The sequence below is a fragment of the Rhodococcus sp. NPDC127593 genome, from assembly GCF_042671975.1.
In the GTDB taxonomy this organism is placed as follows: domain Bacteria; phylum Actinomycetota; class Actinomycetes; order Mycobacteriales; family Mycobacteriaceae; genus Rhodococcus_F.
In genome coordinates this window covers 36,268-51,272 of sequence record NZ_JBHXWI010000031.1, presented here as the reverse complement: position 1 = coordinate 51,272, position 15,005 = coordinate 36,268, and the positions used below count along the sequence as shown (strand labels likewise).

The 15,005-nt window shown below is 68.4% G+C and carries 11 protein-coding genes; 2 read left to right on the top strand and 9 right to left on the bottom strand.

What is annotated here, in order from left to right; genetic code table 11:
* Positions 1-5 precede the first annotated feature (5 nt).
* Positions 6-1,715: an AMP-binding protein gene (locus tag ACFVJ3_RS27240; protein WP_378455021.1), complete on the top strand. Its 1,710-nt coding sequence runs from the start codon at positions 6-8 to the stop codon at positions 1,713-1,715.
* Complete coding sequence (locus tag ACFVJ3_RS27235) at positions 1,712-4,933, top strand: carboxyl transferase domain-containing protein (protein WP_378455020.1); 3,222 nt, start codon at positions 1,712-1,714, stop codon at positions 4,931-4,933. The genes ACFVJ3_RS27240 and ACFVJ3_RS27235 overlap by 4 nt, the downstream gene beginning before the upstream one ends.
* A gap of 21 nt (positions 4,934-4,954) precedes the next feature.
* On the opposite strand, the gene ACFVJ3_RS27230 is transcribed toward ACFVJ3_RS27235, so the two are convergent.
* The 9 genes from ACFVJ3_RS27230 to ACFVJ3_RS27190 form a co-directional block, all read right to left on the bottom strand.
* Entirely contained in the window at positions 4,955-5,956 is a 1,002-nt protein-coding gene (locus ACFVJ3_RS27230) for an MDR family oxidoreductase (protein ID WP_378455019.1), read from the bottom strand.
* Positions 5,957-6,044: 88 nt separating this feature from the next.
* The gene (locus tag ACFVJ3_RS27225) at positions 6,045-7,115 is read right to left on the bottom strand and encodes an L-idonate 5-dehydrogenase (protein WP_378455018.1); all 1,071 of its coding nucleotides are present in this window, start codon (positions 7,113-7,115) and stop codon (positions 6,045-6,047) included.
* 35 nt (positions 7,116-7,150) lie between these two features.
* Positions 7,151-8,089, bottom strand: coding sequence for a sugar kinase (locus ACFVJ3_RS27220; RefSeq protein ID WP_378455017.1), 939 nt, complete (start codon positions 8,087-8,089; stop codon positions 7,151-7,153).
* On the bottom strand, positions 8,086-8,703 hold the full coding sequence (locus tag ACFVJ3_RS27215; protein WP_378455016.1) for a bifunctional 4-hydroxy-2-oxoglutarate aldolase/2-dehydro-3-deoxy-phosphogluconate aldolase: 618 nt from the start codon (positions 8,701-8,703) through the stop codon (positions 8,086-8,088). The genes ACFVJ3_RS27220 and ACFVJ3_RS27215 overlap by 4 nt, the downstream gene beginning before the upstream one ends.
* Complete coding sequence (locus ACFVJ3_RS27210) at positions 8,700-10,079, bottom strand: MFS transporter (RefSeq protein WP_378455015.1); 1,380 nt, start codon at positions 10,077-10,079, stop codon at positions 8,700-8,702. Before ACFVJ3_RS27210 ends, ACFVJ3_RS27215 begins: the two co-directional genes overlap by 4 nt.
* Positions 10,080-10,129: 50 nt before the next feature.
* A complete protein-coding gene (locus tag ACFVJ3_RS27205; RefSeq protein WP_378455014.1) occupies positions 10,130-11,665 on the bottom strand; it encodes a mannitol dehydrogenase family protein in 1,536 nt (511 codons plus the stop codon).
* A gap of 5 nt (positions 11,666-11,670) precedes the next feature.
* On the bottom strand, positions 11,671-12,888 hold the full coding sequence (manD, locus tag ACFVJ3_RS27200) for a D-mannonate dehydratase ManD (protein ID WP_378455013.1): 1,218 nt from the start codon (positions 12,886-12,888) through the stop codon (positions 11,671-11,673).
* On the bottom strand, positions 12,885-13,889 hold the full coding sequence (locus ACFVJ3_RS27195; RefSeq protein WP_378455012.1) for a 2-hydroxyacid dehydrogenase: 1,005 nt from the start codon (positions 13,887-13,889) through the stop codon (positions 12,885-12,887). The genes manD and ACFVJ3_RS27195 overlap by 4 nt, the downstream gene beginning before the upstream one ends.
* Complete coding sequence (locus ACFVJ3_RS27190) at positions 13,890-14,906, bottom strand: LacI family DNA-binding transcriptional regulator (protein WP_378455011.1); 1,017 nt, start codon at positions 14,904-14,906, stop codon at positions 13,890-13,892.
* Between the last annotated feature and the right edge of the window lie 99 nt (positions 14,907-15,005).

The window sequence follows — 15,005 nt, the reverse complement described above, 5'->3', positions numbered from 1 at the left end:
TCGGTATGCCCACTTCGCCTTCGAGTGACCCCGCGGCCCTGGAATCGGCCCTCGCCGAGATACGCGAACTCCAGGACGCCGCGTGGCCACCGCAGGTACCGCGGACAGTCGAGTACCCGATCGAGGGCCGCACCGTGATCGACTACTTGCGGCACTGGGCGACGGCACGACCGGAGACGGTCGCGATCGACTTCTACGGGCGTGCCATCACCTACGCCGAACTCGACGAACTGTCGGACCGCTTCGCCGGCTGGCTCCTGCAGCGGGGCGCGGCCGCCGGCGACCGCGTCGGCGTCCATCTCACCAACTGTCCGCAGTTCCATGTCGCCTTGCTCGGGATCCTGAAGATCGGCGCCGTCCACGTCCCGATCAACCCGTTGTTCCGGGAGCACGAACTCGCGTACGAACTCGACGACGCCGGCGTGGAGATCCTGCTGACGCAGGATTCGTTCGCACCCATGGTCGACTCCGTGCGCGGCCAGACCGCGTTGCGGCACGTCGCGATCACCGCCCTGTCGGACCTGCTGCCCGCCGAACCCAGCGTCGCACCGCCGTTCCCCCTCACCTCCGCACCCACCGATTGGGTGGAGATCGTGAACTCCCCACGCGCCGAACCGATTCCGATGGAGCCCGACGCGTTGGCGGCACTGAACTACACCGGAGGCACCACCGGGATGCCGAAGGGCTGCGAACACACGCAGGCGCACATGGTCTACACCGCCGCCACCGCGACACTGGCCGGCGGCAGGCAGGTGGGCGAGGCTCCCCCGGTGATCCTCGGGTTCCTGCCCGTCTTCTGGATCGCCGGCGAGGACTTCGGCATCCTGTATCCGCTGATCAACGGCGGCACCGTCGTGCTGCTCAACCGCTGGGATCCGGAGGCCGCGGCGACGCTCGTCAAAAGTCGTGGTGTGACGTCGATGGTGGGGACGGTCGACAACTATGTGGAACTGATGGATCTGCCCGGCTTCACCGAACGGGACTTCTCCACCCTGGACAACGCGATGGCCGTGTCGTTCGTACTCAAGCTCGACCCCGCGATTCGCGGTCGTTGGCGCGACGCCACCGGTCACGTGCTGCGGGAGGCCAGTTACGGAATGACGGAGACGCACACCGCCGACACCATCACGCTCGGTTTCCAGACCGACGACGAGGATCTGCTCAGCGAGCCCGTGTTCTGCGGACTTCCGGTTCCGGGCACCGACGTGCTGATCGTCGACGAGGCCGGGGCACCGGTGCCGTTGGGGCAATCCGGACAGATCATCGTGCGCAGTCCGTCGCTGCTCACCGGTTACTACGGCAAACCCGACGCCACCGTTGCCGCGCTGCGCGACGGATGGCTTCAGACCGGCGACGTCGGCAAGCTGAACGACAAAGGCGCACTGCACTATCTGGCGCGCAACAAGGAAATGATCAAGACCAATGGAATGAGCGTGTTCCCCTCCGAGGTGGAGGCACTGCTCATGCTGCATCCCGACATTCAGTCGGCCGCGGTGGTTCCGAAGCCCGATCCGGGCAAGGGTCAGGTACCGTTCGCGTTCGTCCAGCTCCTCCCCGACCGTCAGGTCTCGGGTGAGGAACTGCGGGAGTGGGCGGCCCGGAACATGGCCACCTACAAGGTCCCCACCGTCGAGGTGCTCGACGCCCTACCCATGACGGCGACCGGGAAGGTCCGCAAGGCCGACCTGTTCGCTCTGGCCGAGGAGTACAAGTGATCCTGCTGGTCGCCAATCGTGGCGAGATCGCGCTCCGCATCATCCGCACCGCCGAGGAGATGTCGGTCGACACCGTCGCCGTCTACGCGGAGGACGACGCGGACAGTCCCCATGTGCGCGCGGCGACCGAAGCGGTCGCGCTCCGCGGTGCCGGCCCGTCCGCCTACCTGGATACTCCGGCCATTCTCGACGCGGCCGCGGAGTTCGGTGCCACCGCGGTGCATCCCGGCTACGGATTCCTCAGCGAGAATGCCGAATTCGCACGCGCCTGCGCCGAGGCCGGGCTTGCCTTCGTGGGTCCGAGCCCCGAAGTGCTCGACATCTTCGGCGACAAGTCGTCGGCACGCGAGGCCGCCGTGGCCGCGAAGGTGCCGGTGCTCGCCGCAACGAACGGTCCCACCGACCTGGACGGCGTCCGCGCGTTCTTCGCGGATCACCCGGGCGGGATCATGATCAAGGCGCTCGCGGGCGGCGGCGGTCGCGGCATCCGTGGCGTCCGGAGTGCGGACCGGATCGAGGAGGCGTACCGGCTGTGTGCGTCCGAGGCGCAACTCGGATTCGGCAACGCGGCACTGTTCGCCGAGGCACTTCTCGACGGCGCCCGGCACATCGAGGTGCAGGTGGTGGCGGCACCGCAGGCGGGCGTGACGCGGGCCCTGGCCGTCGGTGACCGCGACTGCAGCGTGCAGCGCCTCCACCAGAAGCTCGTCGAGATCGCCCCCGCGCAGGGGCTCGACCCGGGACTGCGCAGCGAACTGCACGAGGCAGCGACCCGACTGTGTGCCAGTGTCGGGTACCGGGGACTCGCCACCGTCGAATTCCTGGTGTCCCGCAACGGCTTCGTCTTCCTGGAGGTCAATCCCCGAATCCAGGTGGAGCACACGGTCACCGAGGAAATCACGGGCCTCGACCTCGTCGCCGTGCAGATCGACATCGCCCGGGGAGCCGACTACGGGGAACTGTCGCTGCCCGACGGGATCAGCGCCATGGGGCTCGACACGTCGGGCACACACGCTGCCGCGCGCGGAATCGCCATCCAGGCCCGGGTGAACATGGAGACGATGCGCCCCGACGGTCAGGCCGTCCCCGCCGCGGGCACCCTGTCCGTCTTCTCCCCGCCGACGGGACCGGGTGTCCGCGTAGACACCTACGGGCGGCCCGGACTGTCACCGAGCCCGCGGTACGACTCGCTCCTCGCGAAGGTGATCGTGCATTCGCGGGGCGCGTCGTTCTCGGCCGCGGTGCGCAAGGCGGATGCGGCGCTCGCCGAGTTCGTCGTCGAGGGCGTCCCCACCAATATCGGCTTCCTCCGGGCGATTCTGGCGGATCCGGGCTTCGCCGACGACGTCGTCGGCACCGACCATCTCGCCGAGCGGATGAGTGCGCTCGTCGACGCCGCCCAGGTGCACCAGCCGGCGGAGGTGGCGTCGGAGGCGCTCGAGTTGCGGGCGGGTGAGGACGTGCTGCGCGCCCACCTGGCCGGGACCGTCGTGGAGTCGACCGGCGAAGGTGCGGCCGTCGAGTCCGGTGCCCAACTCGTGGTGCTCGAGGCCATGAAGATGCAGCACGTGATCGCCGCCCCCGCGGGCGCGGTGGTCGAGCGGAATCTGGTGTCGCCCGGGCAGACCGTCAACGCCGGCGACCCGCTGATCGTGATCCACCGCACGGGGTCGGACGCCGGTGACGTCGCCGACAGTGCAACCGATCTGGATCGTGAGCGCGCGGACCTGGCAGAGATCCGGCAGCGACACGAGGTGACCCTCGACGCCGCCCGGCCCGCCGCGATCGCGAAGCGCACGAAGCTCGGGAGGCGCAGCGCACGAGCGAACATCGACGATCTGGTCGACCCCGGCAGCTTCGTCGAATACGGGCCCCTGGTCCTGGCCGCGCAGCGCAGCCGCCGCTCCGAGCAGGACCTGATCGAGAACACCCCCGCCGACGGTCTCGTCGCCGGGCTCGCCACCGTCAACGGTGACGTGTTCGGTCCGCACGACGCCCAGGCGGTGGTGCTGTCGTACGACTACACGGTGCTCGCCGGAACCCAGGGCATGCGCAACCACGCGAAGACGGATCGGGTGATCGAACTCGCCGGCCGCAAGCAGGTCCCGGTCGTCCTGTTCGCCGAGGGCGGCGGCGGACGGCCCGGCGACACCGACGCCGGCCCGGCAGCGGGATTGGACCTGAACACCTTCCGGTCGCTGGCGGCACTGAACGGGAAGGTCCCGCTGGTGTCGGTCGTCTCCGGACGCTGCTTCGCGGGCAACGCCGCCCTCGCCGGAGTCTGCGACGTCCTCATCGCCACCCCCGACGCGAACATCGGCATGGGCGGCCCGGCGATGGTGGAGGGCGGCGGACTCGGTGTGTACCGGCCGGAGGACATCGGTCCCGTCGACGTGCAGCGGCGCAACGGCGTCATCGATCTGCTCGCCCGGGACGAGGCGCACGCGGTCGAACTGGCGAAGAAATACCTGTCGTACTTCCAGGGCGCGCTTCCCGAGTGGGAGGCACCCGACGAGCGGCTGGCACGCCACGTCGTCCCGGAGAACCGGTTGCGCGCCTACGACGTTCGCAGTGCCGTGGAGGCCATCGCCGATGTCGGCTCGGTCCTCGAACTGCGCCGCGACCACGGCGTCGGCATCGTCACCGCACTGATCCGGGTGGAGGGTGCGCCGTACGGGCTCGTCGCGAACAGCAGCCACCACCTCGGCGGCGCGATCGACGCGGTCGCGGCGGACAAGATGGCCCGCTTCCTGGAGCTGTGCGAATCGTTCGGCCTGCCGGTCGTCTCACTGTGTGACACACCGGGATTCATGGTCGGCCCCGACTCGGAGAAAGAAGCCACGGTTCGCCGGTTCGGCAAACTGTTCGTCGCGGGCGCGCGGATGACCGTCCCGTTCGGGACCATCATCCTGCGCAAGGGGTACGGCCTCGGCGCGATGGCCATGGCGGGCGGCTCCTTCCACGCGTCCGAGTTCACGGTCGCGTGGCCGACCGGCGAGATCGGGGCGATGGGACTGGAGGGCGCGGTGCGGCTCGGATTCCGGAAGGAACTCGAGGCCATCGACGACCCCGCCGAGCGCGACACCGCGTTCGCGCAACTCGTCGACGCCGCCTACCAGCACGGGAAGGCCCTGAACGCGGCGACGATCTTCGAACTCGACGACGTGATCGACCCGGCCGACTCCCGTGCCTGGATCGTGCGCCTCCGGCGCCCGTGAGTACTTATTAACCGCGGGACGTTAATAAGTACTCACGGGGGCGAAGCCCACAACGGCCCGGCCCGAGTAGGTGCCGGCTCGCACCTGGTCGATCACCGAGACGACGTCGGCGATCGGAACGTCGTGGGTGATCGATTCGAGCCGGGACGGTGCGAGGTCGGACGCGAGACGGCCCCACAGCCGACGTCGCTGCTCGATCGGGTACTGCACCGAGTCGATGCCGAGCAGGCTGACACCGCGCAGGATGAACGGCAGGACCGTGGTCTCCAACTTCGGTCCGCCCGTCAGCCCACTCGCCGCGACCGCGCCGCCGTACTCGATGGTGCTGAGCACATGTGCGAGGGTGGCGCCGCCGACGCAGTCGACTGCGGCGGCCCACTCGGCCTTGCCGAGCGGGCGCGGCTTCGTGTCGGGCTCCGGGAGGCGTCCGATCACCTTGCTCGCACCCAGTTCGGTAAGCAGTTCCGCCTTCTCCGGCTTTCCGCTCGACGCGACCACCTCGAAGCCCGCCGCCGACAGCAGGTCGACGGCGACGGTGCCGACGCCGCCACTCGCGCCGGTCACGAGCACCGGACCGTTGCCCGGCTCGACGCCGCGGGACAGCAGTGCCTCCACGCTCATCGCGGCCGTGAAACCGGCGGTCCCGATCGCGGCGGCGGTGCGGGTGGACATGCCGTCGAGTTTCACCACCCAGTCGGCCGGGACGCGGGCGAACTGCGCGTACCCGCCGTGGCGGGCGGTGCCGATGTCGTAGCCGTGGGCGATGACCGTGTCACCGACGGAGAACTCCGGCGACTGCGACTCGACGACGGTGCCTGCCACGTCGATGCCGGGCACGATGGGGTACTCGCGGACCACTCCGCCCTTCGGCGTGAGCGCGAGCGCGTCCTTGAAGTTCACGCTGGAGTATTCGACCTGGATCGTGACCTCGCCCTGCGGCAGGAACGACTCGCCGACCGTCTCCTGGGAGAGGCCGATGGCGCCCTCGTTCTCGCGAGCGATCCAGGCGGTGAATTCCTTCATCAGCTTGCTCTCCTGACCTCGGGGGTGCGTCGAGACCATCATGCGACAGCCGTGCCCCGCAGACGAGGCCGGGGCGAGAATCCCGGGATCAGAACCGGAGGAGCACCTTGCTCGACGAGGACGCATCCTTGGCCGACGCGAACGCGGTGAGCGCATCGGCGACGTCGTACTCGGCCGTGACGATCGGATCCACCACCAGCGAGCGGTCGGCGAGGGCGGCCACCACCTCGTCGATCTCGTCGTTGAACCGGAACGAGCCGACCAGATCCAGTTCCCGGGTGATCGCGATCGATACGGGTACCGGCTGATCGCCGGAGGGAAGCAGTCCGACCATCACGACCCGGCCGCCGCGTGCCGTTCCGTGTATCGCCGACGCCAGACCACGATGGTTGCCGGAGCATTCGATGGTGACATCTGCTTCCACCGCGGCGACGGCGTCGGCGTCGGTGGCGGTGAGGGTCGCGTCCGCGCCCACGGCGCGCGCGATCCTCAGCGGGTACTCGTGCATGTCCACCGCCGTGATCTTCCCGGCACCCGCTCGCTTCAGTACCGCCACCACGAGCGCGCCGATGGGTCCGGCACCGATGACGAGGACCGACCGGTCCTTCACGTCCCCTGCCCGCGCGACCGCGTGCCACGCCACGCTCGCCGGCTCGGCCAGTGAGGCCAGACGAAGATCGAGACCCTCGGGAAGAACCCGGAGCATGCGAGTCGGGACAGCGACGTGGCTGACGAACAGCCCGTCCGCGTGCGGAAAATGTGCCGCGCTGCCCAGGTACGTGCATCCGGGGGAAATATTGGGGCGATCGGCCGGATATTTCGCGCTGTCGCCGCCGGGCGTCGCGGGATGGATGGTGACGGGAGTGCCGACGCCGGGACCGCTTCCGTCCGTTGCGCCGATCAGTACCGTGCCGGACGCCTCGTGTCCGAGCCGCATCGGTGCGCGGAGGATCGACTCGCCGGCGGCGCCGTGCTGCCAGTAGTGGAGATCCGATCCGCAGATCCCGCCGTAGGCGATGCGGATCACCGCTTCGTCCGGCTTCGGTGCGGCGATCGGCACCTCCTCCACGCGCAGGTCCTGCGCACCGTGGGCGACGACCGCCTGCGCGTGCGTCGGAACCTCGGCGGCTTCGGAAGCGGTGGTCGGGCTGGTGTTCATCGGTGAAGTCCAGTTCTGTCGGAGATCGGAGCTTGTCATCGGGTGACGGGTTCCGCGGAGGTGAGGAGGCCGAGTTCGTCTCGTCGGGGCATGCCCTCCCAGTCGCCGGACACGGTGCACGCGAACGCCCCGACCGTGACAGCGGTTGTCAGCCGGTCGGCGGGTGCCACGCCGGCCAGGCGTTCCGCGAGGTAGCCGGCGACGAAACCGTCTCCGGCCCCGACGGAGTCGACCACGCTCACCGGCACCGCGGGCAGGGCGTACGTCTCTCCGTCGATGATCGCCAGGCACCCCTGGTCTCCCAGTTTCAGGATGCTCTCGCGTGGTCCGAGGTCGCGGACACGGGCGACGAGTTCGGCGGGGGTGCCCTCGCCCACCGCGATCGCGGCCTCGTCCTCACCTGCGAAGACGATGTCCGACAACGCGATCAGCTCACGGAAGACGGGACCCGCATCGTCCGGCGACCACAGCGCGCGGCGATAGTTGAGATCGAACGACACCGGAATGCCCAGCGCGCGTGCCCGTTCGACGCAATGCAGAGTGGCCTTCCTTGCGGAGTCGGACAGGGCAGGGGTGATGCCGGTGACGTGCAGCAGGGACGCCGACTCGAGGCGGTCGTCCGCGATGTCCGACGTGGTGAGCCGCGACCCCGCGCTGCCGGTCCGGTAGTACCAGACACGGGTGGCGGTGGCGGTTCGCCGCTCCTTCACCATCAGTCCGGTCGGTGCATCCGGGTCGCGGATGACGTCGGCGGTGATTCCCTCGGCCCGGAGTTCCCGTTCGATCAGGTCGCCCAGGCTGTCCTGGCCGACACGTCCGATCCAGGTGACGTCGACGCCGAGTCGCCGCAGTGCGATCGCGAAGTTCGATTCGGCGCCGCCGATTCCCAGGTGGAGCGTGGACGCGTGGGCGAGCGGTCCGGTGTCCACCGTCCTGGTGAGGGCCATCGTCTCGCCGAAGGTCAGCACCGTCATCGCGCGACCTCCAGTTCGGCCACGACGTCGCCGAGGCGCCGGCATCGTTCGGCCAGCTGCCCGAGGTCGCCACCGCGGAGTGCGTCGCCGATCAGCGGGCCGCCGAGGCTGACCGCCACCGCTCCGGCCGCGATCCACGCGGGGACGTCCTCGATGCCCACCCCACCCGACGGGACGACCTGGATGTCGGGGAAGGGCCCGCGCAGGTGCCCGATGTACTCCGGTCCGACTACCGACGCCGGGAACAGCTTCACGGCGGTCGCACCGGCGTTCCATCCGTTCCACAGTTCGGTCAGGGTGAATCCGCCCGGGTAGATCGGGACTCCCGCATGCACGGCCGTGGCGATGACCTCGAGGTTGGTCGTCGGCGTCACGAGGAAGTCGGCACCCACGTCGAGGGCGGCGCGGGCCTGGTCGACGGTGGTGACCGTTCCGACGCCGATCTCGACGCCGTCGGGTGCGTCGCGCCGGATGCTGCTCAGGGACTCGAGGGCGCCCGGCGTGCTCATCGTCAGCTCGACGGCGCGCACGCCGTTCTCGGCGAGGACGGTCACGACGGGGGCGTACCGGTCGGCGTGCGCGGCGCGCAGCACCGCGATGACAGAGGAGGTCATGCCGCCGTCACCTCGCGGTCGGTGGCGTTGGCGGCCAGCGTGAGGTCGCGGTCGCGGGTTTCCGGCGCCATCGTCGAGGCGATCAGAACGGTCACGGCCATCACGATCATGTAGACGGCCACCGGGATCCAGGACCCGGAGAACGCCGTGACGAGGGCCGCACAGATCAGCGGTGCGACACCGCCCCCGAAGATCGAGGCGAATTCACGGCCGAGAGTGACGCCGGCGTAGCGGTAGCGGGAGCCGAAGATCTCCGGGAAGTAGCTCATGGTGACACCGACGGCGCCCTGGCAGGCCAGGATGAAGCCGACGATCATCGCCATCGTGATCAACAGGTGTGAGCCGGTGTTGAGGGCCAGGAAGGTCGGCACCGGCAGGATGATCAGAGCGATCACGATCGAGATGTACACCGGCTTGCGGCCCACCCGATCGGACAGACGACCGAACCCGTACGCCGCGATGCCGCCGCAGATGGCCCCGACCAGGAGCACCTTGGGAATGAACGTGGGGTCGACGTGCACGTCGTTCTTGAGGTACGACGCCATGAAGACCTGGTACGTGTACGACTGCGCACTGATGCCGATCGTCATGAACATGACGATGAACAGCGGCTTCTTGCCGTTCGCGAAGATCTCCTTCACGGGCGTCTTCGGAACGTGGTGCTGCTCCTTGAGTTCCTGGAACACCGGGCTCTCGTTGAGCTTGCGACGGATGACGAATGCGGCGACGGTGACGAACAGACTGCTGATGAAGACGAGACGCCAGCCCCAGGACAGGAGCTGCTCCTCCGGCAGGAGTTGCGCGGCGATCCACGCGACTGCGCCGAGCGCCGTGCCCAGCGCGGCTCCGGTCATCACCAGGGCGGCGAGCCGACCTCTCCTGCCTATCTGCGCCGTCTCCGTCAGAAGGGTTGCACCACCGGACTGTTCGGCTCCCGCGCCGAAGCCCTGGAAGAACCGGCACGCGACGAGGAGAGCGGGCGCGAGCAGCCCGACCTGACTGTAGGTGGGCAGCAGGCCGATACCCAGTGTCGCGCCGCCCATGAGCATCAGGGTCGCGACGAGAACCCACTTGCGGCCGAGACGCTCTCCGTACCGCGAGAAGAACAGGCCGCCGAGCGGACGGGCGAGAAACCCGACGGCGTAGGCGCTGAAGCTCGCGAGGACGCCCGCCGCCGGCGAGATGTTGGGGAAGAACAGGGTGTTGAAGATCAGCGCCGAAGCGGTGCCGTAGATGACGAAGTCGTACTGCTCGAGCGTCGTGCCGATGAGCCCCGCCCACGCCGCCCGGCGGACCGCCGACGGGTCTGCCTGGGGTGTACCGCCTGCGCGGCCGGGAGTTTTCGGGTTCACCGTGGGGTCGAGTGTAGTGTCCATGGATTCCTCCATTGGTGGTTCCCGGAAATGTCCGGGCAGGGGTGAGGGAGTCAGATGGTCGCGCTGGACTGCAGCGACGTGATGGTCCCGAGGTCCGGGACCGGGTCGGATGCTTCGCCGGCGGCGACTGCCGGACCGTGGCGGGCGATGATGTCGACGAAGTCGGCGATCCGCGAGACGAACTCGGTGTGCGAAGCGAGAGTGCTGGGAAACAGGCCTCCGTCGACGAAGACGGAGCGAACGAATTCTGTAGTGGACGCGGCGTTGTCGGCCATTCCTGCCAGGCGCGGTCGAGCGGGGTCGGTCATGGATCGTGCGTGGGGGCCGGGATCGAACCCGGGCAGCGGGGCGATGCAGCAGAGGTATGCCGCCACCGTGAGAGACAGGTATTGCGGGACGGTACCGCGGCCGAGGTGTTCGAGTGCCGGGATCGGGATGCGCTGCGCCAGCTTGACCGATCCGTCGGAGCCGACCTGCGAGGTGCGATGTCCCAGAGCGGTATTGGACCAGCGCGAGAAGAGCTGCCGGATGTAGTCGTCCGTGTCCACCGATTCGGGAACGGTGACCGTCGGCAGGTACTCGTCGCACAGGATGCGCCGTGCTGCGGCCTCGACGAACGGCTGCGCCACGGACTCGGGGATGGTGGCCCGCCCGTCGAGTGCGCCGAGATAGGCGATGAGTGAATGCGTCCCGTTGAGCAGTCGGACCTTCATCAGCTCGTACGGCTCCACGTCGTCGGTGAACAGCGCGCCACCGTGCTCCCAGGCGGGACGGCCGGCAGCGAACCGCTCCTCCATGACCCACATCGTGAACGGCTCGGCGGGGACGGCGATCGTATCGCGCACGCCGAGGTGTGCCAGTGCCGCCTCGTTGTAGTGGTCCGAACCGGAGGGCACGATCCGATCCACCATCGAGTTGGGGAACGTCACGGACGAGTTCATCCAGGACAGCAGGTCGTCGCGGAAAGGCGGCGCGAAGGTGCCGACGAACTCGCGTACGAGCCTCTCGGTCTGGCGCCCGTTGGACAGCAGGTTGTCGCAGCTGAGGATAGTCACCGGGGCGGCGTGTGTGCTCGCCCGCAGGGCCAGTCCGCGGGCGATCTGCCCGATCGTGGTGCGGGGCGTCCGCACTCCGGCGAGGTCGCGGCGAACGACGTCGGAGTCGAGGTCGAGGGAACCGGTCTCGGGTGACACGGTGTACCCGTGTTCGGTCACCGTGATCGTCACGATCTTCGTCGCCGGGTCCGCGATCGCGTGGACGACGGACTCCGGGTCCTGTTCGGCCACCAGGGTTCCGGTGTGCGAACCCGGGACGCTCACACGAGAGCCCTCCGGCGAGATCTCGACGACGCTGTACAGGAGGTCCTGTGCGTTCATCGCATCGGCGACGGTGCGCGAGCGGTTCGCGACACCGAGAATGCCCCACGGTCCGGGTTCGCGTTCCATCGCGAGCGCGGTGTACACCGCCTGGTGCGCGCGGTGGAAGTTGCCGAGGCCCAGGTGCACGATCCCCGTGCCTTCCGGCACCCGCCGGTGGATCAATGCCGCAGCGGGAACATTTCGGCGCGAGAGTGTCGGTTCGGACATGCTCGTCACCAATCCGTCATGGAGCCGTCGCGGCGCCGGGCGACCGGAAGGTAGGCCTGCTCGTACGGATACTGCTCCGCGAGTTCTTCGTTCATGCTCACTCCGATACCCGGAACGTCGCCGGGGGTGAGGTGCCCGTCCGAGAACGACCACGCGTGGGGGAAGACCTCGCTGACGAGCGGGTCGTAACCCATGTACTCCTGGATTCCGAAGTTCGGCGTCGCGAGTCCGAGGTGCAGGCTCGCACCCAGCGAGATCGGTGACACGTCCGACGGGCCGTGCGGTCCGCCGCGAACCTGGTACACCTCGGCGAGCGCGAAGATCATGCGGACGTGGCTGATTCCGCCTGCGTGGACGATGGCCACCCGGATGAAGTCGATCAGCTGTTCGGTGATCAGGTGCTGGCAGTCCCAGATCGTATTGAAGACCTCCCCGATCGCCAGGGGTGTGGTGGTGTGGTTGCGCACCAGACGCAGCGCATCCTGGTTCTCGGCCGGCGTGACGTCCTCGAGCCAGAACAGGTCCACGTGTTCGACCGACTTCCCCAGCCTCGCAGCCTGCTGCGGGGTGAGCCGATGGTGGGCGTCGTGCAGCAATTTGAGTTCGGGGCCGACGTGTTCACGAACGGCTTCGAGGATCCGGGGTGCATGGTTGAGATACGCGTCGGTGTCCCACACCTCCTCGGCCGGGAGGGCGCCCCTGCTCGCGGGCTCGTAGCCCTCGGCGCCCTGGTGCACGCCGTACACCGAATCCAGTCCGGGAACCCCGGACTGCACTCGAATCGCCTGAAAGCCCTTCTCGCGCTTGGCGTCGACGGAATCGAGCAGCGCGGGCGCGTCCCACCCGGTCGCGTGGGTGTAGGAGAGCACCCGGTCGCGGACGGCACCGCCGAGCAGCTGGTAGACGGGCTGGCCGAGGGTCTTGCCCTTGATGTCCCAGAGGGCGACGTCGACGGCTCCGATCGCGGCCATGGTGACGGGTCCGCGCCGCCAGTACACACCGCGGTAGAGGTATTGCCAGGTGTCCTCGATCCGCGCCGGGTCACGCCCGATCAGCAAGGGCGCGACATGGTCCCGGAGATACGACGCGACGGACAGTTCCCGGCCGTTGAGCGTGGCGTCACCGTAGCCGACGACGCCGTCGGCCGTGGTGATCTTCAGGGTGACGAAGTTGCGGGTGGGGCTGCAGACCAGCACGTCCGCGGAGATGATCTTGTCGGTCATGCTCGTGATCCTTTCGAGCCGACGGCGGGAGCGACGACGTTGCGCAATTGCTCACCGCGGGCGAGCCTGGTGATGTTGCCGGCGATGTCGTCGACGCGGCCGACGAAGGTCTGTTGTGAGACCCCGGAGGAATGCGGTGTCATCAGGATGTTGGGGAGTTCGGAGAACGGCAGAGCGCTGGGCGTCCCGCGACCGTCGGGGCCGGGATAGTCGTACCAGACGTCGATGGCCGCAGCCGCGATGGACGCCGAGGACAGTGCGTCGAACAGTGCCTGCTCCTGGACGAGAGGCCCACGGCCGACATTCACCAGCACACCGTCGCTGCCCAGTGCGCGCAATTCCTCGACGCCGATCATGCCCCGCGTCCGGTCGTCGAGCGGTGCGGACACCACGACGACATCGGATTCGCCGAGGAGACGACCGAGCTGGGAAACGTCTGCAGCCCAGTCCAATCCCATACTCGGCGCGTCGACGTTGCCACGACCGGTCACGGCCGTTCCTGCCGCACCGAACGCTCGGAACAGATTCCACGTGGCGTGGCCGATATGGCCGAACCCCACGAAGCCCACTCGTGCGCCCTGCAGCGAATTCGACTGCGTGAGACGGTCGTCGTAGACCGAGGTCGCCCAGACACCCTGCCGGAGTGCCTTGTCCTGGGCCGCGAAACCGCGCCGGAGCATCACCGCGGCCGCCACGACGTACTCGGCGATCGACTTCTCGTGATGGAAGGTGTTCGCCACCAGCACGTCCGGCGCCAGGGCGTCGAATGCAACGTTGTCCGTGCCTGCGCCCGCGACGTGGACGAGACGCAGCTGCTCTGCAGACGACGCCATGGGCGGTGTGAACTTTCCCCCGACGTAGACGTCGGCGTCGCGCAGATCCTCGATCAGGGCGGCCTCGTCGAAGCTGCCGTGCCAGGACAGTTGCGCCTCGTCGGGAACTGCGGCCTCGAGCCGGGATCGGTGCGGAATCAGGTTGCTGTCGGCAACAACGATTTTCATCTAGCGGCTCTCTTTTCCGGGGCGGAACACCCGATCGTGCGCCGGTCCGGCCGAAGCACGGACGACCAGTTGAGTGGGGAGATGGATTTCTCGGACATCGGAGTCCGGCTCGTTCGCGCGCTGGAACACCAGGTCCAGACTCAGCACGCCGGCTCGTGCCATCGGCACGTTGATGCTCGTGAGGGCAGGGCTGGCGAGTTCGGCCAGCGGCGAGTCGTCGATGCCGATGACGCTCAGGTCGGCCGGCACCGAGAAGCCCATTGCGCGGACGCCGTTCATCACTCCGATGGCCATCGGATCGTTGTGTGTGATCACTGCGCTCGCGCCCGTCGCGATCACGCTCGCGGCCGCGGCATGGCCGCCCGCGAGGGTTTCCTGCTGCCAGCCGAGCAGACTCAGCTGCACATCCCGGGTCTTGCAGAATTCCTCGACCGCGGCGACGCGACGCTGGTTCGACCAGGACTGCGGCGAGCCCTGGACGTAGGCGAGGTGCTCGTGCCCGAGGGCGACGAGGTAGTCGATGGCCTGGCGAATTCCGTCCTCGGAATCCGCCACGATGCAATCACATTCGGGTGACGAGCGGTTGACGAGCACCAAGGGGGTGTCTCCGGCGAGCTGCACGATGTCCGATGCGGGCAGCCGCGGAGCGCAGACCACGAGCGCGTCGACGCGACCCTGCAGCTCGCCGAGAACCTCACGCTCACGGTCGGCGCTGCCGTCGGTGTCGGTGAGGAGCACCGTCTGGCGCCGGTGCCACCCCTGCGCCTGCGCCGCCTTCACGAAGCTCGCGAACACCGTGTGCCCGATGTCGGGCACCACGACCGCGACGGTGGTGGCGGTGGGGCGCACGACGTCGTTGCGGGTCGGTGACGCCGCCCGGTAGCCGATCTCGTCGGCGACCGCGATGATTCGCGCGAGCGTGTCCGGTCCAATTCGGTCCGGGGCACTGAACGCCCGTGACGCGGTGGACAGGGATACCCCTGCGCGTTGTGCGACCTCGGTCAAGGTGGGTGCCACGGTGCTACCGCCTCGCTGTTCGTTGTGACTGCCGACACACACTATCCATCGCCTTGCGCAAGATTGTCAATACTTGCGCAAGACTTGCGGCAACCGTGA